Here is a 25,716-nt window from a genome sequence, read left to right as displayed (position 1 = left end):
ATTTTGTACATGAATACCTTAAAGCGCTTTTAGCAGAAAAGCAGACCGTCGCTGATACATACAACCATGAATAAGTGTCCATCAGCCGGAATGGAAAAACAGAGGAAGTGGTGGCGGGGAATTATTCGCAGGGCGGTCGGGCATACAGGGAATGATCGGTAATCCGCCTGTAAAAACGCCCGGTACAGGTACCGGGCGTGGCATAAAAAATAACGTTTTTTATCTGCTAATCAGAAGCTCTGCCAGTCGTTATCTGATACCGCGGCGGCGGCGGGCACCGGGCGCAGCGTTTTGATTGGCGTCACCGGCGCGGCGACATGACGCGCCGCGCTTTTCGCATAACTGGCGGCGGCGATGGTAAATGCACCAACCAGCTGGTTCAGGGATGCGGCCTGCTCCATCAGCGACTGCGACGCCGCCGAAGCCTGCTCGACCAGCGCGGCGTTCTGCTGGGTTACATCGTCCATCTGGTTGACGGCCAGATGCACCTGATTGATGCCCTGCGCCTGCTCCTGCGCGGCGACCGAAATCTCATCAACAATATCCGTTACCTGACGCACCGCCTCGGTCATTTTGCCGATATTCTGGCCGACGCCTTCCGCCTGCGCGGAACCGGTTTCGACGTATTGCATTGAGTTCTCAATCAGTTCTTTGATTTCCCGCGCGGAGGAGGACGAACGCTGCGCCAGCGTGCGCACTTCACCGGCCACCACGGCAAACCCTCTGCCCTGCTCGCCCGCACGCGCGGCTTCCACCGCAGCGTTGAGCGCCAGGATGTTGGTCTGGAAGGCAATCCCCTCGATCATCGCGATAATGTCGGTGATTTTCGAGGAACTGTCGCGAATACTGCTCATGGTCGTCAGCATGGTATTAACGCGCGCTTGGCTGTCTTCCGAAATATCGCGCGCGTTTTTCGCAAGCTGGCTCGCAAGCTGGGTATTTTCCGCAGTCTGACGCACGGTTTCGCTCAGCTCTGACATGCTGGCGGCAGTCTGCTCCAGCGAAGCGGCCTGTTCTTCTGTGCGCGACGAGAGATCTTCGTTACCGGCGGAGATCTGCCCGGAGGCCGAGCTGACCGACTGCGCGGACGCTTCGACAGCGGCGAGTGATGAAGCCACATTGGCTGCCAGCGTATTGTACGCTTTGGCCGTCTGGCCTATCTCATCCTTACGGGAATCGTCAGCGCGCAGTGTCAGATCAAGATGCTCGCTCGCCGTTTCCAGCGTCTGGCGCATGCTGTTGAGCTGGTTGCGAATCGAGAAGATGGTCTTCAGCGTGAAAAAGCCGAGAATAAGGATGACCACTGCCGAGCCGCCAATCAGCGTCCAGAGCGTCTGGTAATAGGAGCTATCATTTTCCTTACGCAGCGTTTTGCCGACGTCAATGTTGACCCCCAGCTGTTTCTGATACAGCGCGATCAACTGACGCGCGGCACCGCCGACACCGTTGTCATCACGCAGTGCGGCGAGCGCGACAGCGTTGTTGTGCGCACGCGAGCTCTCTAAAAATGCCGGTAACCGGGACTGAACCGTCTGAATCAGCGTACCGGCGCTTTCAGAAATCTGCCGGTCTTCCTCGCTGGAGATTTCATTTTGCAGGTAAAACTGGTTCTGCGTGGTGATGCGGTTAATGACCGTATCGATCTCTTTTTCAATCTCGGCCTGACCTGATGCGTCAGCGGTATTCTGGTGGCGGTAGAGCCAGATAATCAACGTATTACTACCATCAATCATTTTGCCGATATCAAGCACCGACGGAAGTGTGTTTTCCTGGACGTACTGGAACCTTGCCTGAAAATTGCTGACGACCACCACCGACGTAATCACCATAGCGATCAGTGCGGCAGAAAGTAATGAAAACGTCAGCATAAGACGTTGTGTAATGGACATGGAGTGTTTCCTCGGTGATGCTTATTTTTGCTGTATGGAGCCAGTGCTTAAATCAAACCGGCACAACGAATATCGGCAGCCAGGCATGCAATAATTAGCCTCCGGCAGACGCTTTCTCGTATGCCCATGATTAACAAAACATTAAATTTCTTAAAGTAATGGCCTGGCAATTGTGTGGGAATTCGTTGCGGTGCTTTTTTAGGCTCGCCACGGCGCTTTGCTCTAAGGTTTATGTCAGTAAGCGAAAGCCTGTGCGCCGTTGCACTGGCGTCGCCACACCTCAGGAGGCCTTTGTGATCACACTGTGTAACGCCTGCGGCACGTCATATCAGGTGGACAATGCCCGGCCGCAACGCTGCAAAATTTGCGACGATGAGCGGCAGTTTGTTCCGGTAACGGGGCAGCAATGGGTGGACCATGATGCGCTGCTGGCGACCCATTCCAATAAATGGAAGCAGCATACCCCGGATCTTTTCAGCATCCGGACGGTGCCGGATTTTGCGATTGGCCAGCGTGCGTTTCTGCTGCGTACCCCGCAGGGAAATATTCTCTGGGACTGCGTCGCCACCCTGGATGACGCCACAAAAACCCTGATTGCCGCGCTGGGCGGTCTGATGGCCATTGCCATTTCGCATCCGCACTTTTACACCACCATGCAGGACTGGGCGGCCGCCTTTAACGCGCCGGTGTATCTGCATGCCAGCGACCGCGAATGGATAATGCGCGACAGCCCGTTTATCCGGCTCTGGGAGGGAGATGAACTGACGCTGGCTGAGGATATCCGCGTGATTCGCCTCGGCGGCCATTTTGCCGGTGGCTGCGTACTGCATGACGCGCGCGGCGACGGCCTGCTGCTGACCGGTGATATTTTGCAGGTGACGCCGGGCGCGGACAGCGTCTCATTTATGTGGAGTTACCCGAATATGCTGCCGCTACCGGCCGCCACCGTCAGCGCGATGACAGACCGGCTGCGAGGCGTGTCATTTTCGACGCTATGGGGCGCGTTTGAAGGCCGTGAAATCACTGCCGACGCCAGCGAGCGGGTGCGCCGTTCGGGGGAAAAATATGTGGCGTGTCTCAATCGCGCGGATTAACGCTTTTTTATTTCGTGACGCTCAGGCCCGTTCATACGCAACCCGACCATCAACATAGGTGCGGTATATCGCGCGATCGTCACCCAGCGTCATCATCACGAAAAGCTTATCTAACAGGCTCGCGGAATTGTCATAGCGGAGCTGCTGTAGCGGCGTTGAGGTCGGCTCCAGCACTACAAAATCGGCCTCTTTGCCGGGCATAAAGTTACCAATAAGATGATCAAGCCCCAGCGCTTTCGCGCCGCCGAGCGTGGCAAGATAGAACGCCTCGTCAGCGGATAACGGATAGCCCTGCAACTGCCCGACTTTGTATGCCTCGTTCAGCGTTTGCAGCATGTTGAACGTGGTTCCCGCGCCGATGTCCGTTCCCATTCCGACTTTCACTTTTTTCTGCCACGCTTTTGGCAGATTAAACAAACCGCTGCCGAGATAGAGATTGGAAGTAGGACAGAAAGCGATACTGGAGTCCGTGTCACGCAGGCGATCCCACTCGCGCTCTTCAAGATGAACACAGTGCGCGAAGATGCAGTTGTGCCCGGTCAGGCCATAGTGATGATACACATCCAGATAGTCGTCACGCTCCGGATACAGCGTTTTCACCCACTCGATTTCAGCCTGATGTTCAGACAAATGCGTCTGGAACCAGGTATCCGGATATTCTTCGCGCAGGCGCTGCGCCATTGCCAGTTGTTCCGGTGTCGACGTCGGGGCAAAACGCGGCGTGATGGCATACAGCAGCCGCCCTTTTTTATGCCAGCGTTCAATCAGCGCCTTGCTCTGTTCATAACTGCTTTGCGCATCATCCAGCAGCCAGTCCGGCGCGTTGCGATCCATCATCACCTTGCCGGCGATGAGACGCATATTGATTTGGCTGGCTTCCTCAAACAGCGCGTCCACCGACTGCGGATGCACTGAGCCAAAAACCAGCGCCGTCGTGGTGCCGTTTCGTAATAACTGCTTGATGAAAAAAGCGGACATTTCGCGCGCGTATTCCCGATCTTCATAGCGTCGCTCGGCGGGAAACGTATATTTATTGAGCCAGTCGAGGAGCTGTTCGCCGTACGCGCCGACCATTTCACTCTGTGGGTAATGAATATGCGTATCGATAAAGCCCGGCACCACCAGTTTTCCGCGGTAATCACGCACGCGGACCGTATCCGGAACCTGTTGTTTTCCTTTTTCCCACTCACCGAACCATTCAATTTTCCCGTGACGAATCAGCAGTAAGCCGTCTTCCATAAACCGCAGCGCCGGTGCTATCTCCTGAGGCGTTTCAGCGGTCCTTGTGAAATCAATAAAACTGCCGCGCACGGCTTTTAAGGTCTGTTCTGCTGACATCATCACCTCCTGCAATCTGTCTTTTTTCTTCTGCGACTCTCTGTTGATGGGTTTTAATGCACTTCTCGTAGTATAGGATTTTCTCTCTGAAGGGCATTGCGATGGCGCACGTCATGTCCGGCGCACAGGCTGAAACGGCGTGCCTCTACCCTGCTAAGCCAAAAACCGTGCAGCGGATTAATGGTTTCACTACACCTTCGGAGTGGGACTGACGGAGTCAGGCCGTATCTCCGGCCTGCGGGTCCGCAGGAGCCGCCTGGCGGTGTAGTTACAACATACATTCAAGCGAATCTGGTTTACCCGCCCTCCGGGCGGGCGCGGGCGGCCCGGCAATGGGCAATTGCGCACTCAAGGGTTCAGGAGTGAATCTGACGCCACAACCGTGGCCGGAAGCGACACGAAGGCTTCAGAACGGCGCCTACGGTTTCAGTAGCGGTCCAGCATGTTTGAATTGTATGTTGTAACTATCACCATGCCGTTTGTAGTGTGCTTTTACTGGTAATGGTGACTGACAACATCGATAGTGTATTGCCGTCAGTAAGCGTAAACGTTACGCAACTACGACGCTAACAGGAGACGTTCCATGATTGTTTATACTTATCCCAAGAGTCGCTCGCTCAGGGTACTCTGGACGCTTGAAGAACTGGGCATGCCGTATGAGTCCATCAAAACCGATATTCTTTGCGACGCCCCGGAAGTACCCTCGCCGCATCCGCGCGGTAAAGTCCCGTTTCTGACAGATGGCGACGTTTCCATCTGCGAGACCCTTGCCATCTGCACCTGGCTTTGCGAAAAACAGCTTGCCACCGCGCTTTTTCCCGCCGATCCCGTCCGACGCGCCGCGATAAACAGCTGGATCAGTTTCGCCTTAACGGATCTGGAATCGCCGGTATGGAATTTACTTAAACAGATGATTTTTGTGCCGGAAGCGCAGCGGTCCGCCGCACTGACACATTACTTCAAAACCGAAGCCGCAAAAGCCGTGGCGATGGTGGATTTGGCGGACAACGCGCCGTGGATAGCGGGCGATGATTTTACGCTGGCCGATATTTTTATGTCGCATACGCTTTTCTGGGCAAAACTGGGGGGTATTCCGCTTGGCGAGACGCTCGAAAATTACGTGAATCGCGCCTTTTCCCGTCCCGCGTTTATCCAGGCCCAGCAGCGAAATAACCAGTGATGACGGCCAGCCGGTATATTATCGCCACCGCGTATGCCCTCACCGGCCGTAAAAGCCGTCCAGATAGGTTTGCGCCAAATCGTCACCCAGCATCCGTTTTTCGCGCGGGCTGGTGTTGTCATCGAGAAACTGGCCGCGATGATTGGCAAATTCACTGGTGGTCTGCATACCGCAGGCATCGTCACGGTAAGCCTTCGCCTGACGCTCTGCCCAAGCGATGTCGCGCCCCTGTGCTTTATCCGTTTTGCCCTGATTGTAGACGCTGGTAAATGCCGGCAGAAACGCGGCGATGCTGCCTGCTTTATCGACCCTTAAATTCGCGTCGTGTGATTCCATACCCTGCAGCACATAGTGGCGCGCGTGCATTTCCGGCGACGTTCTGGCCGTGCATCCTGCTAACAGCGTAGCCACAGCCATGACTACCACTCCATAACGCCTCATATTTTCTTCCTGAAGTTGTCTGTTTATCGTGTTGAGGCACGGCGCATGTTGCTTTTGCGCGCTAACCCCATGTATCAAGCGATAAATATTACCGCGCTGAATACAGGGTTAATACATACCGAATCAGGGGATTGCGCGGACTCAAAAGACATGCATTTGTCCGATGCCCATAAAAAAGCCGCGCAGGGTGAGCCCTGCACGGCTTATCAGCAGTATTACGTCGTCAGCCCCTCTGCTGGCGGGTACTGAAGAATGCCAGCGCGGTCTCCAGCGCTTTCGCCTGCTCTTCAAGCGACATCGCCGCGGCCGACACCTGCTGCACCAGCGAGGCATTCTGCTGCGTCACGCTGTCCATCTGATTCACCGCCACGCTAATTTGATCCACGCCGCGGGTCTGTTCATCCAGCGCCCGCACGATTTCATTGATAGCCAGGTGAACGCTGGTCACGGCTTCGATTATCTGTTTCATCGTCGAGCCGGTTTCATTGACCAGCGTTACGCCCTGCCCGACGCGACCGGTCGATTCTGCGATGAGTTGCGAAATTTCCTTCGCCGCGTTGGCGCTGCGGCTCGCGAGCGTGCGGACTTCACCGGCCACGACGGCGAAACCGCGTCCCTGCTCACCGGCGCGTGCCGCTTCCACGGCCGCGTTCAACGCCAGAATGTTAGTCTGGAAGGCGATGCTGTCGATGATGCTGGTGATGTCGCTGATTTTCTGCGAACTCTCATCCACCTGTGACATCACATGCACCACGCGATCGACCAGCGCTTCGCCCGCACCGGCGATATCTTTCGCGTGCTCCGTCAGCACAATGGCGCGTGAAGCGCTTTCGGCGTTGTTTTTCACCGTCGCGGAAATTTCTTCCATGCTGGCCGCCGTCTCGACAATCGCCGCCGCCTGCTCCTCGGTGCGGGAGGCGAGATCGGTATTGCCTGCGGCGATTTCACTGCTGCCGGCGCGCACGGAATGACTGGCGTCGCTGATATCGCCGACAATCTCGCGCAGCCGCGACTGCATGGTGCTTAACGCATAAAAGATGCTCCGGGTATCGCCCTGCTGTACAGGAATCGCGTTATTCAGGTTGCCATGCGCGACAGAAAGCGCAATTTCGGACGCCTCCAGCGGCTCGCCGCCCACCGGGCGCGCCACTTTGCGGGTAAAGACCAGCGCCACCACAAGGCTCACAACCGCGATGCTCAGCACCATCAGAATGAGGGCATTGATAAGCCCCTGCCAGGCTTCGGCCATCACCACGCTCACCGGCGTGACCACGGCAAGCTTCCACGGCGTGCCGCTGTTGCCCACGGCAATGGTATTCCAGGTGATAAACGCCGGTTCGCCCAGCACCGGATCGTCATAGCGAATCACTTCGCGGCCCGTCACAGTGCCCTTATAAGGCTTGCCGATAGTCGCTTTATCCGGCGCGGAGATCACTTTATTGTCAGCCGAGAGGAGCAGCGCATAGCCCACGCCATCCCAGGGTTTGATCGCGCCCACCATTTTTTGCAGCGTTTCGAGAGAGAAATCGGACGTCACCGAGCCCTGGAATTTGCCGTCGCGCATTATCGGGGCGGCGATCGAGGTCAGCATCACATCCACGCCGTTGTACGGGTAAATGTACGGCTCGATGATGACATCTTTCTGGCGCTGGCGCGGGAGAACGTAATAGTCACCGCTACCGGGCGTTTCATAATCCACCAGGTTATGCAGCGCCGGGTTACCTGCACTGTCACGATCCACATAACGCGCATAGCGCCCTTTGGGATCCTGGCCCGCCTGCCCTGCAAAGGCAGCGTCGCTGGCATCAAACGCGTTGGGTTCAAAGGTCAGTGACATCGATAAAAAATCATCATGCGCACGCAGAAAGCTGACTAATAGCTGCTCCAGGCCTTTACGATCGTTAAGCCCGGACTCACGCAGCGACCATGCGCTGATACCCACATCGCGCGCGGCGGTTAACGCCGAATCCAGACGACGGCTCACCTCTAAGGTTTCCGTTTGCGCAATTTGTTGCAGGTGTTTTTTCGCGACATATTCCTGCTGCGACATAGATTGCCAGAGCAGTAAACCCATCGTGATACCAAAGCCTGCGGTTATCGTGACGAAAATCGATAACAGCATGAGGGTTTTGGTCTTAAGCCTTCTTTTCGAAGGATGCTGAGCGATCATTCTCTTCTCCCGGACGCCGCCAGAAAGGCGGGACATAATTACTCACTATCGGCAACTATCCAGGAAGCCTTATGCGTACAGGCCATTAAATTTTCTTAACGCAAACGGGTCGGAATAAGCGAAACGGGGAAACGTATTACGATCAACGAGAAGGGAAACAGACTGGATTCAGAAAAAAAAGCGGGCCGCCTGACATCGCAGCGGCCCGTAAACAGAATATTGGCTAAGGTGCCCCTTTTCCTGATGATGCTATCGTAGCGCCATAACCTTAAGGGAAACTTAAGGCATAAGTTAAATCTTAAATATTTACAAAGCGCGCGTTCCGCAGGCAATAAAACGATGGGCATCCGCGCCCGCACGATCAGGACTCAACAAACTCCAGTTTCGCTTTTACGCGTTCAAGCGACTGAAGATAATCGATATTCTCAATAAGCTGATGTAATTCCCGGGTTTCACCGCCCGACGCCGCCAGCGCATCTTCAATAAAAGGCGAATGGCCAAAACGATGTAAGATCACATTTTTCTTTTGTATTCCGTTCAGCGAACAGAGTGTGATATAGCGGAAGCGTTTTTTATACGTGGCGTCATTTTTCAGTTTTTCCGTCGCTTCACAGGGCGCGGAAATAATGCAGCGGAACGGCGTCATCAGATACGGCTTAAGCAAGTTCAGTAAGCGCATTCCCGGCGACATCTCGTCGTTTTCCGCCGTGAACGCGTGCGTGCCATCCAGATACAGTATGACCTTGTACCGCCCGGCAAGCGCCACGGCGAGTGCCAGCTTTTTCTCTATCTCTTCCTCACTGGCATTCCCGGCAAACAGCGACACCATATTTATTTCAGCCAGATGGCACCCTGGCTGGATCTGCAACAGGTAACGCGAGAGATTACGGACAAAACAGGATTTGCCAACCCCTTCATTTCCCGATACCACCAGACTGTTGGTATTACGGCATGACAGAATTGCCAGCGCCGAAAGAATTTCCGTTTCGCGATACATCACGTCAGGAATATTTCCGACCGCAAGCATAGCCATCAAATCGGTGGCGTGAATGCCGTTCTCTTCCAGCCCGGAATAAAACGCCTTCCTGTCATGTTGTGGCTCAATCGTGAACAAATTGTTAGGTGGTGTCATTTTATTTTCCTTAAGCGTGTAATTACAAATGTAATAATCCCGGCCTCATTCATTACGGAATAAGGCCTTTGATCGCGCTACGCTTTTATCTTTAAGAATAATGATGGCGCCAGTGAGCAGACACGGTTTATCCGACGCCAGAGTCATTTCTGCCTGCGTTTTTACGTGTCTTTTCTGCGCATTACGATGTTAAAAGCGTCCCGTTGAATACCCCATGTAGGTTTTGCATCTCCCGTCAGGCTTGCAGGTCATCAATACCCGACGAGATTGCATCAGGAAAACTTGATAATTAAGTATCACTAAAATTTGATTTAGCGTGAAGATAGGCAAAAATCTTAAAGCCGTCAACCGCCGAAATAATTATCGATAAATAAGTTATTCCTTATCCCGTGAATCGGCGAATTAAGATTTTCCTCAGTATTAATTCCGGAAATAAAGCGGTAATTTGTTCGGTTATTTTTTGACGCGGTTAAACACTGACGGCAACGAAATGGCCGCAACCTGCCATGCGTACACAGAAAAAACCCTGCCGGAGCAGGGTTTGTTGCGCAATAAGATGCAAATCGCGTATCAGAACGTACTGTAAAGCAGCGCGGACACCGTGAGCAGGCCGCCGGTGGCGACCATGACAGCCGTCGGGCCGCGCAGTGAACGCAGCGCATCGCGGGTGTAAATGAGGTACGTCGGGATCAGGAACAGAAAGATGGCGGTCAGCGGCCCGCAGACTGTCTCAATCAGCGTAATCACGTCCGGGTTAAGATCCACCACGCCGAATGTCGCGATAAACATCGCGAGGAACGCGAGCGTCTTCGCCTGTTTCTTCATGCCTGCGTGCCCGGCCACCAGCGCCGTAATGGTTTCCGCAACAGGCAGGCACACGCCAAGAAACGATTTGGTCATCCCGACGATGGCAATAAAAGGCGCGATCATAAACAGCAGATCCAGGCCGCCCTGGCTCTGCATCACCGAGAGCATATTGAGGTTTTCCGCTTTCGCCCGGGCGAAGGTGGCCGGAGGGTTCGCGAGAAGGCAGCTCAGCACAAAGAACACGATGCTGAAAATGATCAGCGCATAGGCCACACGCACAACCCGCACCGACTTCATCTCGCCGCCATGACCACTCTCGCGATAATACGACGCCAGCGGCGCAATCAGCGGCGCAGAGCAGAGCGCGAAAGAGATAAGCGGCAGCGTCAGCCAGATATTTTTAAACGCGTCACCCGCGCCTTCGCCCGCCGGGATGAGCGGCATACTGAAATTCGCCAGGCTCCAGGCGGGGATCTGGATAACCGCTATCAGCAGCAGCGACACCGCAAACGGCAGCGCCAGCGCGCCCATCATGCTCACCACTTTGTCACGGCCTTTACTGAGCGCCAGGAATAAAGCCGCAACGACAATAAACGCCAGCAGCGCGCGGTTCACCGGGGCAAAATGCAGACGATTAACCAGAAAATCTGAGAGCGCGTTAACCAGCGAGATGGCATAGACCAGGGTGACCGGGAAATGGGCGACGCAGAAGAAAACACGGATTGCCGTTCTCCCCTTAGCGCCGAAAAAGGCACCAAAAAGCGGTAACGTACCGTCATCGGGCTGGTTGTCGCGCATAAATACACGGCAGATAAGCACATGCGGCACCAGCGAGAGGGGAATGCCCAGCACCAGCAGTAAAAGAAAAACCAGCGGGCCGCGCGTGCCGATTTCGACAGGAAGGAACAGTGTCCCTGCGCCGACGGTGGCGCCGTAAACGCCCAGCATCCAGAGGGTATCTCTGAACGTCCAGCCGGTACGGGCAGGCAGGCTGCTGTCCGTAGTGGTTGATATTGTCATTGTCTCTGTTTCAGCTTGTAGATTAAGAATGTACCGATGCCGTTTTCACAGGCCGGTTAAGGAAAAACGCACAGGGCGCAAACAGGGGCTGAATGATATAGAAATCGGCCGCTGAATTCGAAGTTCACGGCGGATAAAACGTAAATAAACGCAACGACGCGCGTGGTAATAACAAAGGGGCGTCGGCACCTTTGTCACTGATTTACTCAGAACCACTGTCCGAATTTGCGGATGTACAGCCGTTTCATGCCCTGCACAACCACGCAATAGGTGAAAAGAATCCCCACCAGCCACGGGAAATAGCTCAACGGCAAGGGCACCAGTCCAATCATATGGCCGAGCGGCGAGAACGGAATAGCGATGCCGACTGCCATCACGATCCCTGTGGTTATCAGCACCGGCAGCGCGGCGCGGCTCTGAATAAACGGGATTTTCCGGGTACGCAGCATATGCACCACCAGCGTCTGTGACAGCAGCCCTTCCACGAACCACCCGGACTGAAAAAGCGACTGCGCCGCAGGTGAATTGGCGGCAAACACAAACCACATCACCGCAAAGGTCGCCATATCGAACAGTGACGATGTCGGCCCCATCCAGATCATAAAGCGCTTAATATTCTGCGCATCCCATTTACGCGGCTGACGCAGAAACGCCTTATCCATGCGATCCCACGGCAGCGAGAGCTGCGAAATGTCATACATCAGGTTCTGCACCAGCAGATGAATGGCCAGCATCGGCAGGAACGGCAGAAACGCGCTCGCCACCAGCACCGAAAAGACATTGCCGAAGTTAGAGCTGGCGGTCATGTTCAGGTATTTGATGATATTGCCGAAGGTCTCGCGCCCGGTCAGCACGCCCTGCTCCAGCACCATCAGATCTTTTTCCAGCAAAATGATGTCCGACGACTCTTTGGCGATATCCGCCGCGCTGTCGACCGAAATCCCGACATCCGCATCGCGCAGCGCAGGCGCATCATTAATGCCGTCGCCAAGGAACCCAACCGTGTGGCCGTTATTTTGCAGCGCCCGCAGAATGCGGGATTTCTGCAATGGCGTCAGCTTCGCGAAAATCGCACAGCGTTCAACCGCCGCAGCAAGCTGCGCCTCGTCCATGTCGTCAATGACATCGCCCGTCAGGATCTCGCGGCGGTCGATCCCTACCTGCTCGCAGATGCAGGCTGCCACCAGCGGGTTATCCCCGGTCAGCACCTTCACGGTAACGCCGTGCTCATGGAGCGCGGAAATCGCCTGCGCCGCGCTCGCTTTTGGCGGATCGAGAAACGTCAGCATCCCTTCGATAATCAGCCCGTTTTCATCTGCCACGCAGAGCGGATGATCAAGCCCGGTCTGTGGCAGTTCGCGTGTCGCCACCACCAGCACCCGGAAGCCCTGCGCGTTGTACTGGCGCGTTAAGCGCAGGTATGCGTCGCGGCGCGCGTCATCAAGCGCGTAAACCGTGTCGCCCTCGCGAATATGCGTCGAGACAGAGAGCATCTCTTCAACGGCACCCTTGCAGATAAGTGTCTGCTGATGCTCGCCATACCCTTCCACCACCACAGAAACGCGGCGGCGTACAAAATCAAACGGCAGCTCGTCAATTTTGAAATAGCCGGACTGCACCGACGCCGAAAGCGCGGCCTGCCCGGACGCCAGTACCGCCTTGTCCATCAGATTTTGCGAGCCGCTCAGGTTGACGCTGTTCAGCCAGGCAAGTGTGAGCACATGCAGGCTGTCGCGGCCGTGGCAGTCGAGATGCTTTTCAAGAACAATCGAGTCCTGGGTGAGCGTGCCGGTTTTATCGGTACAGAGCACATCCATCGCGCCAAAATTCTGTATGGCGTTCAGGCGCTTCACAATCACCTTGCGACGGGCCATGACAATCGCCCCCTTCGCCAGATTAGAGCTGACAATCATCGGCAGCATTTCTGGCGTCAGCCCCACCGCGACGGCCAGCGCGAAAAACGTGGCGTCCAGCCAGTCGCCTTTGGTGAAGCCGTTGATGAGCAGCACCACCGGCACCATCACCAGCATAAAGCGGATCAGCAGCCAGCTGACGCTGTTCACGCCTTTATCAAACGCCGTCTGGGTGCGGTTACCGACGAGCGATTTCGCAAGCGATCCGAAATACGTTTTCGCGCCGGTCGCCACCACCACGCCGCAGGCGGTGCCGCTCGCGACATTGGTGCCCATCAGACAGATATTGCCCCGCTCCAGCAGGCTGGCGCTGTCGTCAGGGATATCATCTGCGCTTACGCCTTTCCCCTGCACATGGCCGGTGACGTCATATTTTTCCACCGGCAGCGACTCGCCGCTCAGTATCGCCTGGCTGATAAACAGATCCCGTGAGGCAATGAGCCGTAAATCCGCCGGGATCAGATCGCCTGCCGAGAGGTACACGATATCGCCCGGCACCAGTTCCTTGACCGGGATTTCGCGTTTCTCGCCGTCACGGTTGCTGACGGTACGGCGCAGCACGGTCGCCGTCGTGCTTACCATCGATTTCAGCGCCTGCGCGGCTTTATTGGTGCGAAACTCCTGCCAGAAGCGCAATAAGCCGCTCAGCAACACCATTGTCACAATGATAATAACGCCGGTCAGATCGGTCTCCTGCCCTGCGCGCAGCGGATACCAGTAATCGGTAAAGAAACTGATCAGCGCCATCAGCACATAGATAAACGGGTTATTGAACGCCTGAACCAGTTGCACCAGCGCGGGCGGCGCGTTGTCATGCGCCACGGCATTCGGGCCGTAAGCGGCAAGGCGCGCCTGCGCCTCTTTTTCCAGCAGTCCTTTTTCGCTGCTTTCCAGCCGCGCTAATGTCTCCTGGTGGCGCTCTGCTGACGCCATTTCGATGCAAAACGTCGCCGCCTGTTTTTTTGCGGCATTATTCATTTTTCTGGAATTGTACTTTGCCATACCGGCACCTGTTATTCAGGGTGCAGCAAAACGCGCGGACGTCTTACCGCAGGTTTAAAACGCGCACGCCATTTCACCTTTAAAAAAGTAAAGGCGTGCTAAAGCATATTGTTAAAAACAGAAAGGAATTAACGCAGAGGCGGAGGGAACAGGGCTGTGTGAATAAAAAACATAGGTAAGCACTCCTTAATAAAACAAGGATTAACGCCCGGGGTGCAATAAGATGAAAACGTACATTGCTGCCCGCCATGAGAGGCAAACAGCGCAGGGATTGTCGCGAGTTTGCCCGTTAATAAATTCCGGTATCGCTGTTCAGAAGGGGAATCTCCATCAATAATTTTCCCGCAGTATAATGCGCGGCCCTGTAAAGTAAATGCCTAACGGCCTGAGGTTTACAGAGCGTTTAGATTTTTATTTCAACACGCGGCGTACTCAGTTTGAATTCACTGAGACGTATTATTTCCGGGGTGCGTAAAATCGCATAACGCTTTTTTTTAACGACTACCAGGTTATTTCATAAAAAGAAAACGGCCTTCATGAGAAATGAAGGCCGTGCGCCAGTCGTTTATTCGTCGAAGAACCAGTAGCCCTGATTTATCAGCGCGGTCAGTTCTTCAATAAATGCCGGGTGATGCAGCGCGTCACCAAATTCATGCTGGCTGAGAGCCGTATAACGGCACAGCGCATCTGCCGCGCGCGGGTCGGCGGTATCGTACGGCTCGCTGTTAATGAAAAAGCCGCCGTTGACGTTCAGCACCCGCAGGCCAGAGAGGCGCGTCAGCGTTTCGCCGCCCAGCAGCGCCTCGCGCACCTCTTCAGCCGTATACGGCGGTTCGGCAGGTGCAATATCCAGTTCGTGGCGCGGCGTGGTGACGAACGATCCAAACCAGCGGGTGAAATCTTCCGGCTGGTTCATCATCTCAATCATCATCTGGCGAATACGCGCAAGCTCATACGCCTCGATGCGGCCCGGATGGTCGCGGCAGGTCAGATCCGGGTCGCTGTAGTGCTCGCCGCCCAGATCGTTTTCCAGCGCGTAGTCCGCAAAGCTGCTGATTAAATCGCGCCCGTTCGGCCCACGGAAACCGACGGAGTAGTTCAGCGCCGTTTCATGGGTGAAGCCGTCATGTGGGAATCCGGGCGGAATATAGAGGATATCGCCCGGTTCAAGATCTTCATCGATAATTGGCTCGAACGGATCGACATGCAGCAGCGCCGGATGCGGGCAGAACTGACGCATCGGCAGCTTGTCGCCCACGCGCCAGCGGCGGCGGCCCATGCCCTGAATAATAAACACGTCGTACTGATCGATATGCGGGCCGACGCCGCCGCCCGGTACGGAATACGAAATCATTAAATCGTCCAGACGCCAGTCCGGCAGCACGCGAAACGGACGCACCAGCTCGGCGGAGGGCGCGTGCCAGTGGTTCACCGCCTGCGCCAGCAGCGACCAGCCGGTTTCACCCAGCCCGTCGAAATGTTCAAACGGGCCGTGACTGGCGTGCCATTTGCCGTTTTTATGGCTCACCAGGCGGCTGTCGACCTCCGGCTCCATCGCAAGCCCGGCCAGTTCGTCCGGCGTGATCGGGTCAATAAAATTCGCAAACGCCTGTTTCAGTACGACAGGTTTTTTCTGCCAGTAAGTTTCTAAAAATTCCGGCCAGTTCAGATTGAGTTGGTAAGCCATAGCATCACACCAGTGAAGGATTGAGGGCGCGATTATAAGAAGGCCGGGTGGTTCAGCGCCTTGTCATGGGTCAAGCGCTGACCCCGCGCATTATCAATGCGCCCTGTTTTTCGCTATGATGCGTACTGCTGTTTACCGCCGGAGGGCTTATGCATTATCTGCTGGAACTGATTTCCGATCTTATTTTGTACTGGCCAACCCGTAATCCGCCGCCGGAAGGAAGAAATGCCATTCCTTCGCTCAAACACAAGCCGCTGTTTCGTATGCCCGAGGGCGATCCGCTGAAAAAAGACGAACAGCCCAAAGAGCACGAATAAGCGCCTACGCCGCTAATTATCCCCGAAAACCCCGTTATATCGGTCCATCGCTGCCGCCTGCGCAATGTTACGCTGCGTGATAATCCAGTCATTTTAATAATTTCACGGCAGGTGATTGATGGCGCGTCACGTTTCCGGGCTGCTGAAAGCGGTCTGTTTCCTCTTTGTTTTTGCCGTGCTGTTTGCAGTGACGCTCTCCCCTGCCCGCGCGCTTTCCACCGCGTGCACGGCGCTGAACGCGGCAAGCCCGGTGAGTTCCGGCCTCAGCACGTACAACGCCAGCAGTTTCAGCGCAGATGAAACTCTCACCGTCTCGTTTACCGACAGTGGCGCGGGTACAGGCGGCCTGCCGATGAATGCGGATACCGTCATCATGCAATCCCGTGACTTCTCGCAGCATTATCTGATGCATTACAGCTCCGACGGCAATGCGGGGAGTTTCAGCACCACGCTGACCGGCGCACAGCTCACGGCGGGCGGACTCTGGTTAAAAGTCTCAACGGCCAACGGCTTTATCAGCCCGGTGACGGTTTCCTGTACCGCGGCGGCCACGCACTCCTCCGATGCCACGCTGAGCGGGCTCTCGTTTTCCGGCGGCGCGCTCTCGCCTGGCTTCTCAGCCAGCAACACCAGCTACCACGCGACGGTCGATTACGCGGTCTCCTCGGTGACGCTGACGCCGGTCACGACCCACAACGCCTCCACTGTCACCGTGAATGGCAACGTCGTGTCTTCCGGCTCCGCATCGCCCTCTGTCAACCTGAGCGTGGGTACCAATACCCTCACGATCGTCGTAACCGCCGAAGATGGCACCACCAAAAACTACAGCGTTGTTATCCAGCGCAACGAGCAGACGCCCGTGGCGGGTAACGTCAGCGCGCAGGTGGCGTCCAACAGTCAGAATAACCCCATTGCACTCGCGCTCTCCGGCGGCACCGCAACGGCGGTGAATCTGGTTAGCCCGCCGCAGCACGGCACGCTGATGATTTCCGGTACGACGGTTACGTACACGCCGCTGGCCGGGTATAGCGGCAGCGACAGTTTCACCTACAACGCCAGTAACAGCGCGGGCACCTCGGCGAACGCCACAGCATCGCTGACCATTACCGCGCCCGCGGCCGTGACGATATCGCCCGCCAGCGGCGCGCTTACGCCTGCCACCGTGGGCAGCGCCTGGTCGCAGAACGTTTCCGTCACCGGCGGCACAGCGCCTTATATCTGGACTGCGCATGGCCTGCCGGCAGGTATCACGCAGAACAGCGCGACCGGCGCGCTCTCCGGTACGCCCACCACGTCCGGCAGTTTCAGCATTTCGCTGACCGCGCAGGATGCCAGCGGCGTTTCCGGTACCGCAACCTATACGCTGGTGGTCTCGAACGGCGCACCGCCTGCCGCCACGCTCGTGGTGACGCCAGCGGCGGGCGCGCTCCCCTCCGGCACCGTTGGCACAGCCTTATCGCAGACGTTCGCGGTGAGCGGTGGCGCAGCGCCGTATCGCTGGCAGCTGAGCGGTTCGCTGCCCGCAGGGCTCACTTTCTCCGACGGCCTCCTGAAAGGCACGCCGGGCGTGGCAGGCGACAGCGCCTTTACGCTGTCAGCCACCGATGCGAACGGCGCCACGGTTCACGCGGCCTACACGCTGCACATTAACGCCGCGGCGGCACAGGCGGTGGATCAGAGCGCGTCGCTCTCTGCCGGGCGCGTTACCCGCGTGTCGCTCACGCGCGGTGCCACCGGCGGCCCGTTCACCGGCGCGCGTCTGCTGACAGCCCCGGATAAACGCCAGGGCACGGTCAGCATCCAGCCGCAGGGTAGCGATTACGAACTGACATTTACCGCCGCGCCGCAGGCCAGCGGCACCGTTGTACTGCGCTATGTGCTGTTAAGTGCTTCGGGCATCACGCCGCCTGCGACCATTACGTTCTCCATTGCTTCGCGCCCCGACCCGTCGAAAGACGCCAGCGTGACGGGCACCGTCAGCGCGCAGTACCAGGCGGCGCAAAACTTCGCCCGCGCGCAGATCCGTAACTTCAACGATCGCCTTGAACAGTTGCACGGCAGCGAAGACGTACCGTCCAGTCTGAACGGCGTACACTTTGCCCTGCCCACCTCGCCGGCAGAACGCGGTCTGGATACCGATCTCTGGAACGCCGCGCTTCAGCAGCAGGCGCAGCTGGATGCGCAGAACAGTCTGCCGCCTGCGCTGCCATTTGGCACGCAGACGCCTGGCCAGCGGCTCTCTTACTGGACGGGCGGCTATGTCGATTTCGGGCGCGATAAAGACGCGACGATGCGCCTGAGCCATACGCTGGTGGGCGTCAGCACCGGCGTGGATTACCGCTTCACGCCCACCGTGACGGCAGGTGTGGGAATGGGGTTCGGGCGCGACGTCAGCGATATCGGCGACACCGGTACCCGCAGCAATGGCCGCTCACTGAGCACCGCGCTGTATGCGAGCTATCACCCGGACGCGGTTTTCGTCGACGGGCTGTTGGGTTACAGCCGCCTCGATTTCGACAGCAAACGCCACGTGAGTGAAACAGATGTGTATGCGCGCGGCAGCCGCGCCGGCAGCCAGGTCTTTGGCGCGCTGACCTCCGGCTACGAATTCCGCCTGCCGCAGAGTCTCGTCTCGCCGTATGGCCGCATGCAGGTTTCACAGACGCATCTGGAGAGCTACAGCGAATCGGACGCGGGCATGTATAACCTGGCGTTCGCGCCGCAGCGTTTTTCACAGGTGACGGGCAGCGCGGGCCTGCGCGCCGAACACCGTGTACCGGTAAGCTGGGGCGATCTTCGTCTGCAAAGCCGCGTGGAGTATTCACGCCTGATGAATGACACCGGCAGCGCGCGCGTCGGGTATGCCGATACCGGCAATGACACCTGGCGCATGTCGCTGTATGAGCAAAACCGCCAGACGCTGGCGCTTGGCGTCGGGCTTGATATGGCGCTACCGAATGGCGTCACGCCTGGGCTTGCGTATCAGGGTACGCTGGGGCTGGATGACAGAGGTTCACGCGCCCAGACCATCCTGGCGCGCATGAACGTGGCGTTTTAATCTGCCATAAAAAAACGGCGCAGGAGGCAGCCCCTGCGCCGTTGGTTTTTATGGCATCGCCATTACGGACGTCTGAACAGCGCGATGCTGCGCCCTTCGAGCTCGAAATCCTTCTCTTTGGTAATAACCAGGCCGTGATTCGCGGTGTCGGAGGTGGTCAGCTCCAGCACCCAGCCGCCTTCGCCAAACTGCGGAATACGGAACGGCACGTTGCCTTCAAACGGGTTGAACAGCATCAGTACGTCGTGCCAGATACCTTCTTCGGTTTCCAGATCGGGCCTGCCGATGTACACCCCGAGCGTCGAGCCTTCGTCCCACTGCTCCGGTTGCTGATAGCCGCCACCCGCGTTGAACCACTCGATAACCATCCCGTCGCGCCAGTTTTCACGGCGCAGCAGCGGCTGTTCGGCGCGCAGCTTAATCACCTTACGGGTGAATTCGCGCAGCGCCTCGGCGCTTTCAGGCAGGTTCTCCCAGTGCACCCAGGAAATTTCGCTGTCCTGGCAGTAGCCGTTGTTATTCCCCATCTGGCTGCGGCCAAACTCGTCACCCGCCAGCAGCATCGGCGTACCGTGGGAGAACAACAGCGTGGCGAGGAAGTTACGTTTCTGGCGCTCACGCACCGCGTTGATGCCTTCATCGTCCGTCGGGCCTTCCGCGCCGTAGTTGTACGAGCGGTTGTCGTTATGGCCGTCGTTGTTATCCTCGCCGTTATCCTCGTTGTGCTTCTCGTTGTACGACACCAGGTCGTTGAGCGTGAAGCCGTCATGAGCGGTAATAAAGTTGACGCTCGCCCACGGACGGCGGCCGCGCTGATCGTAGAGATCGCCGGAGCCGAGCAGGCGCGCCGCGAAATCGGTCGAGACGTTATCGCCCTTCCAGTATTCACGCACCGTATCGCGGTATTTGTCGTTCCACTCCGCCCAGCCCGGCGGGAAGCCGCCCACCTGATAGCCGCCGGGGCCGATGTCCCACGGCTCGCCAATCAGTTTCACTTTCGAGAGCACCGGATCCTGCATGATGGCGTCAAAGAAGCCGCCGCGCTGGTTAAATCCTTCCGGTTCGCGGCCAAGAATGGTGCCAAGATCGAAACGGAAACCGTCGATATGCATCGATTCCGCCCAGTAACGCAGCGAATCCATCACCATCTGCAGCACGCGCGGGTGCGACGTATTCACCGTATTGCCGGTGCCGGTATCATTGATGTAATAGCGGTGCTGATCGGGCAGCGTGCGGTAATAAGAGAAGTTATCGATGCCCTTGAACGAGAGCGTCGGGCCAAGCTCGTTGCCTTCGGCGGTGTGGTTATAGACCACATCCAGAATCACCTCGATACCGGCGTCATGGTAGGCGCGCACCATATCGCGAAAACCCTGAATACCGCGCGGGCCGAAATAGCGCGAGGCGGGCGCGAAGAAGCCGAGCGAATTGTAGCCCCAGAAGTTTTTCAGCCCCTTATCCAGCAGGTGCTGATCGTCCGGGAACCAGTGCACCGGCAGCAGTTCAACAGAGGTAATGCCCAGGCTCTTGATGTAATCCACCGTCGCCTTATGCCCCATACCGTCGTAGGTGCCGCGCAGCTCCGGCGGCACCGCCGGGTTGAGCTGCGTGAAACCTTTGACATGAGTTTCATACACCACCGCGTGTGGCCAGGCGATGGATGGCCGGTTCTGATCCTGCCAGTCAAATTCGTTCGGATCGATGACGCGACACTTCGGCATATACGGCGCGCTGTCGCGCTCATCGAAGGTAAGGTCTTTATCTTCGTGCAGCAGATCGTAGGCAAAATGCGCCTCGTTCCATTCGATATTGCCGACGAGATCGCGTGCGTACGGGTCGACCAGCAGCTTGTTCGGGTTAAAGCGATGACCGTTTTCCGGATCGTACGGCCCGTGTACGCGGTAGCCATACAGCGCGCCAGGTTGCAGACCCGGCACATAGCCGTGCCAGACTTCATGCGTATATTCCGGCAGCGTCAGACGAGCGATTTCATTTTTGCCGCTCGGATCGTAGAGACACAGCTCCACGCGCTCGGCGTGTGCGGAGAAAATCGCGAAGTTCACCCCCTCGCCGTCGTAATTTGCGCCGAGGGGATAACTGCATCCCGCCGTGATTTCAAAAGCCTTACCGTTTGACATATCTCCCTCTCCCTCCGGACCATAAATGTTCAGGACTACCACGATTCATGATGTTTATTTGCATGGAATCAGTCGGTTATGAGTATCACGGACGAGCAGCCGTCGGCTGTCTCCAGGTTTATCCGATCGGCGAGCGTTACCGTCTCGCCGGTCAGCACGTTGCGCCAGCGACGCTGCGTGAGCGTCGGCGGCAGCACGATTTGGGTGTCGTGCCAGCCTGCACGGGCCGGTAGCGACGCGCTTTCATAAAGCGCGGTAAACATCAGCCGCGGCGCTATCACGATGATGGCGTCATCGCCGTGCGTGCGGGCGTAAGCAATCACGTTACTGTCGAACTCGCCTTCGGTGTGAAGCGGCAGATAGTCGCCGTGGCGGAACAGCGCTGGATTCTGCTGGCGCAGGTGCAGCACGCGGGCGATCAGGTGCTGCTTAAGCCGCCCGCTGATCCAGTCCTGCGAGGTGGCTGCAAGATTCGCCTGCGGCGCCAGCATACTGTCGAGCGCGATGAAATCCGGCTCGCGGCGGTTATCCGGGTCCACCAGGCTGAAGTTGAGCGCTTCGCTGCCCTGGTAGATATCCGGCACGCCAGGCGCGGTCAGCTTCAGCGCCGTCTGGGTCAGGCTGTTGACCAGCCCCGCGCGGATAAACGGCTGCAACGCCTCGTGGAAATCCTTCAGGAAATCCTGATTATCCGGCGAGAGCATATGGCGTGCGTAATCCAGCACCGCTTTTTCATAGGCGTCGTTGGTGTCCGCCCAGTCGGTGCGCAGCTTCGCTTCACGCAGCGCCTTTTCCACAAAGCCCAGGAAGCGTTCTTCCAGCGCCTTCAGGCCCTCGGCGTCATCCGGCTTCAGCGTGGCGGGCCAGACGCCCGCCAGCGCCTGATAGAGCATCCAGGTATCGGCGCCCTTCGGCGCGGTGCCGTCATTCAGAAATACCACTTTGGTCTGGTTGAGCTGACGCCAGCGCGCGACGCATTCGGCATAAAACAGCGGCGCTTCGGTGAGCGCATAGAGCCTGGCGCGGGCGTCTTCGCCGCGTTTGGTGTCATGCGTCGACGTGCTGGTAAGCGCGTCCGGCTGATGCGCCAGGCGCAGCTTCATCTCTTTATGGAAACGATCCGCCGAGTAGGTGCGCGGCAGCGGCTCGGCCCCCACTTCGTTGAGCGCAAGCTGCATGTTCTGGCGGAAAAACAGCGTATCTTCCACCGATTTGGCCATCAGCGGGCCGGTAAGCTGCTGAAAACGGGTGCGGAACGTGGCGGCGTCGGCGAGTGAGCCGCCGGAGAGGTTGCCGGCCAGCACATCGGCGAGAAACCCGAGCGCCTGCGCATCCGGGGCGTACTCGCTGGCCTGCACTTTCGCGACCACTTTCTGCAGCAGCGCGCTGTCGGCGGGCGTCAGCCCCTGCGCGGTGCCGTAGGTGCGATATACCGGGAACGCCACCAGTAATTCGCGCAGCGCGCCGCGAAGCACCGGCTCTTCCAGCGTCACGCCTTCCTGCTGTGCAATGCGGGTTGCGAGCCGCAGCAGCGTGGTGAATTCACCTTCAAAATTCCGGTCGGCCATCAGCAGCTTGGCATCACGCAGTTCGGCAGACATATCCACTTCCTGGCCGACCACGTCGTGATACGCCTTACTGAGATCGTCCAGCTTCGCGTCATCCACGAGCACATCCGAGAGCGCGGCGATAAATTCATAGCCCGTGGTGCCGGAAATCGGCCAGTCGTCGGGGATCTGCTCGCCCTTGCCGAGAATTTTTTCAACGGTGATGTAGCAATCCGGCCCGGCTTTTTCGCGCAGCCGCTCCAGATACGCTTTCGGATCGGCAAGGCCGTCGACGTGATCCACCCGCAGGCCATCCACCGCGCCGGCGTGCACCAGTTCGAGGATCAGCCGGTGGCTGTCGTCAAACACGGCGTCATCTTCAACGCGCACGCCCGCAAGCCCGGTTATCTCAAAAAAGCGGCGGTAGGAGAGCGAGCGCGGCGCGTCACGCCAGGAAATTAACTGGTACGGCTGGCGGTCATGCAGCGCCGCAATCGCCTGTTTATCGGTAATGGCCAGCACGTCCGCCTCACGCCCCTGCCAGGTCTCCGGGTTGAGCGGGTAGTAGCTGTCGTAATAGGCGAGCGCGGGTTTGCCGGTTTTCGGATCGGCTTTAACGCTGATTTCGCCGTTCTCCAGCACGTTCTCAAACGTATCGCCCAGGAACGGCAGCGTCAGGCGGCGCGTCCAGTCGATATCGAAATGGCGGGCGTAACGGCTTTTTTCGCCGTGTTCAATCACATCGCGCCACCAGGGGTTTTCCAGCGACGCCGCCATATGATTGGGCACGATATCAAGGATCAGCCCCAGCCCGGCGGCTTTGAGCGCCTGCACCATGCGGTCAAAGCCTTCGCGCCCGCCGATAGAAGGCTCGATTTCATTGGCGTCGGTCACGTCATAACCGTGGGTGGAGCCGGTGGTCGCGGTAAACACCGGCGACGCGTACAGATGGCTGATGCCAAGCCGCTTCAGATAAGGCACCAGGCCCGCCGCGCGGTCAAACGTCATACCGTTGCGAAACTGAATGCGGTACGTTGAAGAAGGAATACTCATTGCGCGTCTCCTTTCACCAGGCGAACGTGAATGCTGTTAGCAGGCAGTTCGTCGCCAGCCTGCGGCCAGGCGAACAGCGTATCGCCCGGCATTTCCGGCAGCGGTTGCGGGCGCTCGCCGATATTGAGCGCCAGCGACAGCGTGCCTTTCGGGAAGGTCCAGCTCACCGCCACAAAGCCCGGCGCGGTGTCGATAACGCGCCCGCTGTGGCCGCCCGCCGTGGACAGCAGCGGCACGATATGCTCACGGCGAAGCGTCAGCAGCTCGCGGGTGAGCGCAAGCCACGCCCTCCCCTCTTCGCTTTCCGGCTTCTGCCAGTCGAGTTTCGACATCTCAAAGGTTTGCTGCGCGTTCGGGTCCGGCACGCTGTCGCCGTCCCAGTCGCCGTGGCCTTCAAATTCACGCGCGCGGCCTTCGCGCACGGCTTTCGCCAGATCGCCATGGAAATCAGTAAAGAACAGGAACGGGTTGGTTTCGCCGTACTCTTCGCCCATAAACAGCAGCGGAATGTGCGGCGAGAGCAGCAGGGTGGCGAGCAACACTTTGGTACGGTCGCTTCCCGCGAGCTCAATCAGGCGCTCGCCCCAGGCGCGGTTGCCGACCTGGTCGTGGTTCTGGATAAAATCGACGAAGGCGACCGGCGGCTGGCCGGTGCTGTCCACGCCGCGCGGCTCACCGCTCTGCGGCGAGACTTCGCCCTGATAGGCAAAACCTTCCGTCAGTATGCGGGCGACGAGTTTTTCCGGCTGTTCGGCGAAGTCCTGGTAATAGGCGTGCGTTTCGCCGGTGGCGAACACATGGATGGCGTTATGGAAATCATCGTTCCATTCGCCGGTAAACAGCGGCGCGCTGCCGTCCGGGTTACGCGGGTGCAGGAAAATCACGTTGCGGCTGTCTTCGGTGGTGAGATGCGCCGGGCGGTCGGTGATTTCCGCACGGATGCGCTCGGCGATTTCAACCAGCGCATGTTTTGCTGAGGTGTCTTCAATCTGGTCGATGGCGTCAAAACGCAGGCCGTCGAGACGGTATTCTTTCAGCCAGTAGAGCGGCGCTTCGACGATGTAGCGACGCACCGCGTCGACGTCATAAGCGATGCCGTTGCCCCACGGCGTCATGCGCTCTTTGTGGAAGAAATCGGGTGCCAGCAGCGGCAGATAGTTGCCTTCCGGCCCGAAGTGGTTGAGCACGATATCCAGCACCACGGAAAGCCCGTGAGCGTGGGCGGCGTCGATAAACGCTTTGAAATCGTCCGGCGTACCGTAGGCGGAATGCGGCGCGTAAAGCAGCACGCCATCGTAACCCCAGCCGCGGTTACCGCCGAACTGCGACACCGGCAGCACTTCCAGCATCGTGACGCCAAGCTGCGCCAGATACGGCAGCTTTTCAATCGCCGCGCGGAAGGTGCCTTCCGGCGTGAATGTGCCGATGTGCATCTCATAGACGACCGTCTCTTCCCACGGGCGGCCGTGCCAGTCCGTGGTTTGCCACTGATACGCGGCGGGATCGACAACCAGCGACGGCCCGTTCACGTCCGCTTTCTGGGCGCGTGAAGCCGGGTCCGGCACGGTCATGCCGTCTTCCAGCACAAAACAGTATTCGGTTCCGGGTGCGACGCCCGGCACTTCCCGTTCAAACCAGCCATCGCCTGTCGGCGTCATGGGCAAATCCTGGCCCGCGAGGCGCAGCGTCACGCGCTTCTGTCCGGTCGCCCAGAGACGGAAGCGAGCGGCGCCGTCCGCCGCATATTCGCTACCCCAACTTTTCAGGAATGTTGACTCCATTCTGTTACCTCATTTAATCCAGAAGTGAGCAGTGGCGCGATCGCGCGATTTCCGCTCCTGTGGCGCGCCTCAGGAACGTGAATGTGAAAGCATGATCCGGGTGCCGCAGCGGGCCGGTAGCGCGCAGGCCGCCTGTGTGAAAGCGGTTT

Annotated in this window: 15 protein-coding genes; 4 read left to right on the top strand and 11 right to left on the bottom strand. The window is 57.8% G+C overall.

Features of this window, described 5'->3' with window-relative positions:
* Positions 1 to 230 precede the first annotated feature (230 nt).
* Complete coding sequence (locus ACUW6V_RS17380; protein WP_454038701.1) at positions 231 to 1,889, bottom strand: methyl-accepting chemotaxis protein; 1,659 nt, start codon at positions 1,887 to 1,889, stop codon at positions 231 to 233.
* Between the two features lie 293 nt (positions 1,890 to 2,182).
* Between ACUW6V_RS17380 and ACUW6V_RS17375 the strand changes: the two genes are divergently transcribed.
* Complete coding sequence (locus tag ACUW6V_RS17375; protein WP_454038700.1) at positions 2,183 to 2,983, top strand: MBL fold metallo-hydrolase; 801 nt, start codon at positions 2,183 to 2,185, stop codon at positions 2,981 to 2,983.
* Between the two features lie 21 nt (positions 2,984 to 3,004).
* Here the strand turns inward: ACUW6V_RS17375 and guaD are convergent, their stop codons facing one another.
* Positions 3,005 to 4,321 (bottom strand): guanine deaminase, encoded by a 1,317-nt coding sequence (gene guaD, locus ACUW6V_RS17370; RefSeq protein ID WP_454038699.1) that lies wholly within the window; start codon positions 4,319 to 4,321, stop codon positions 3,005 to 3,007.
* A gap of 583 nt (positions 4,322 to 4,904) precedes the next feature.
* On the opposite strand from guaD, the gene ACUW6V_RS17365 reads away from it, so the two are divergent.
* Entirely contained in the window at positions 4,905 to 5,501 is a 597-nt protein-coding gene (locus ACUW6V_RS17365; protein WP_454038698.1) for a glutathione S-transferase family protein, read from the top strand.
* Positions 5,502 to 5,540: 39 nt separating this feature from the next.
* On the opposite strand, the gene ACUW6V_RS17360 is transcribed toward ACUW6V_RS17365, so the two are convergent.
* The 6 genes from ACUW6V_RS17360 to ACUW6V_RS17335 all read right to left on the bottom strand — a co-directional run bounded on the left by ACUW6V_RS17360 (position 5,541) and on the right by ACUW6V_RS17335 (position 15,673).
* A complete protein-coding gene (locus ACUW6V_RS17360) occupies positions 5,541 to 5,942 on the bottom strand; it encodes an Exc2 family lipoprotein (protein ID WP_454038697.1) in 402 nt (133 codons plus the stop codon).
* A gap of 223 nt (positions 5,943 to 6,165) precedes the next feature.
* Complete coding sequence (locus ACUW6V_RS17355) at positions 6,166 to 8,112, bottom strand: methyl-accepting chemotaxis protein (protein ID WP_454038696.1); 1,947 nt, start codon at positions 8,110 to 8,112, stop codon at positions 6,166 to 6,168.
* 361 nt (positions 8,113 to 8,473) lie between these two features.
* Positions 8,474 to 9,244, bottom strand: a complete 771-nt coding sequence (locus ACUW6V_RS17350; RefSeq protein WP_015387267.1) for an AAA family ATPase — start codon at positions 9,242 to 9,244, stop codon at positions 8,474 to 8,476.
* A gap of 570 nt (positions 9,245 to 9,814) precedes the next feature.
* Complete coding sequence (locus tag ACUW6V_RS17345) at positions 9,815 to 11,071, bottom strand: SLC5/6 family protein (RefSeq protein WP_174263431.1); 1,257 nt, start codon at positions 11,069 to 11,071, stop codon at positions 9,815 to 9,817.
* A 206-nt stretch (positions 11,072 to 11,277) separates the two neighbouring features.
* Entirely contained in the window at positions 11,278 to 13,986 is a 2,709-nt protein-coding gene (gene mgtA / locus ACUW6V_RS17340; protein ID WP_454038695.1) for a magnesium-translocating P-type ATPase, read from the bottom strand.
* A 565-nt stretch (positions 13,987 to 14,551) separates the two neighbouring features.
* On the bottom strand, positions 14,552 to 15,673 hold the full coding sequence (locus ACUW6V_RS17335) for a ribosomal protein uL16 3-hydroxylase (protein WP_454038694.1): 1,122 nt from the start codon (positions 15,671 to 15,673) through the stop codon (positions 14,552 to 14,554).
* A gap of 149 nt (positions 15,674 to 15,822) precedes the next feature.
* Between ACUW6V_RS17335 and ACUW6V_RS17330 the strand changes: the two genes are divergently transcribed.
* Positions 15,823 to 15,990 carry a hypothetical protein gene (locus ACUW6V_RS17330; protein WP_007854613.1) on the top strand — a complete coding sequence of 56 codons (168 nt, stop codon included), beginning with the start codon at positions 15,823 to 15,825 and terminating at the stop codon, positions 15,988 to 15,990.
* A gap of 118 nt (positions 15,991 to 16,108) precedes the next feature.
* Positions 16,109 to 19,048, top strand: coding sequence for an autotransporter domain-containing protein (locus tag ACUW6V_RS17325; protein ID WP_454038693.1), 2,940 nt, complete (start codon positions 16,109 to 16,111; stop codon positions 19,046 to 19,048).
* 62 nt (positions 19,049 to 19,110) lie between these two features.
* Here ACUW6V_RS17325 and glgX read toward each other — a convergent pair whose 3' ends face one another.
* The 3 genes from glgX to treZ form a co-directional block, all read right to left on the bottom strand.
* On the bottom strand, positions 19,111 to 21,186 hold the full coding sequence (gene glgX, locus ACUW6V_RS17320) for a glycogen debranching protein GlgX (RefSeq protein WP_454038692.1): 2,076 nt from the start codon (positions 21,184 to 21,186) through the stop codon (positions 19,111 to 19,113).
* Between the two features lie 68 nt (positions 21,187 to 21,254).
* Entirely contained in the window at positions 21,255 to 23,786 is a 2,532-nt protein-coding gene (treY, locus tag ACUW6V_RS17315; protein WP_454038691.1) for a malto-oligosyltrehalose synthase, read from the bottom strand.
* Entirely contained in the window at positions 23,783 to 25,567 is a 1,785-nt protein-coding gene (gene treZ, locus ACUW6V_RS17310) for a malto-oligosyltrehalose trehalohydrolase (protein ID WP_454038690.1), read from the bottom strand. Before treZ ends, treY begins: the two co-directional genes overlap by 4 nt.
* Positions 25,568 to 25,716 lie beyond the last annotated feature (149 nt).

The organism is Cronobacter sp. 153480017-3 (assembly GCF_053627815.1).
The sequence above is the reverse complement of the archived record's forward strand: the minus strand, read 5'-3'. Positions and strand labels throughout refer to the sequence as shown.

Excerpts from the sequence above, each read along its gene's own strand:
- ACUW6V_RS17345 (WP_174263431.1), bottom strand. The coding sequence starts at position 11,071 with ATGACAATATCAACCACTACGGACAGCAGCCTGCCTGCCCGTACCGGC.
- ACUW6V_RS17335 (WP_454038694.1), bottom strand. The coding sequence starts at position 15,673 with ATGGCTTACCAACTCAATCTGAACTGGCCGGAATTTTTAGAAACTTAC.
- ACUW6V_RS17325 (WP_454038693.1), top strand. The coding sequence starts at position 16,109 with ATGGCGCGTCACGTTTCCGGGCTGCTGAAAGCGGTCTGTTTCCTCTTT.
- ACUW6V_RS17365 (WP_454038698.1), top strand. The coding sequence starts at position 4,905 with ATGATTGTTTATACTTATCCCAAGAGTCGCTCGCTCAGGGTACTCTGG.
- ACUW6V_RS17380 (WP_454038701.1), bottom strand. The coding sequence starts at position 1,889 with ATGTCCATTACACAACGTCTTATGCTGACGTTTTCATTACTTTCTGCC.
- treY (WP_454038691.1), bottom strand. The coding sequence starts at position 23,786 with ATGAGTATTCCTTCTTCAACGTACCGCATTCAGTTTCGCAACGGTATG.
- ACUW6V_RS17355 (WP_454038696.1), bottom strand. The coding sequence starts at position 8,112 with ATGATCGCTCAGCATCCTTCGAAAAGAAGGCTTAAGACCAAAACCCTC.
- glgX (WP_454038692.1), bottom strand. The coding sequence starts at position 21,186 with ATGTCAAACGGTAAGGCTTTTGAAATCACGGCGGGATGCAGTTATCCC.
- ACUW6V_RS17360 (WP_454038697.1), bottom strand. The coding sequence starts at position 5,942 with ATGAGGCGTTATGGAGTGGTAGTCATGGCTGTGGCTACGCTGTTAGCA.
- ACUW6V_RS17330 (WP_007854613.1), top strand. The coding sequence starts at position 15,823 with ATGCATTATCTGCTGGAACTGATTTCCGATCTTATTTTGTACTGGCCA.
- guaD (WP_454038699.1), bottom strand. The coding sequence starts at position 4,321 with ATGTCAGCAGAACAGACCTTAAAAGCCGTGCGCGGCAGTTTTATTGAT.
- treZ (WP_454038690.1), bottom strand. The coding sequence starts at position 25,567 with ATGGAGTCAACATTCCTGAAAAGTTGGGGTAGCGAATATGCGGCGGAC.
- mgtA (WP_454038695.1), bottom strand. The coding sequence starts at position 13,986 with ATGGCAAAGTACAATTCCAGAAAAATGAATAATGCCGCAAAAAAACAG.
- ACUW6V_RS17350 (WP_015387267.1), bottom strand. The coding sequence starts at position 9,244 with ATGACACCACCTAACAATTTGTTCACGATTGAGCCACAACATGACAGG.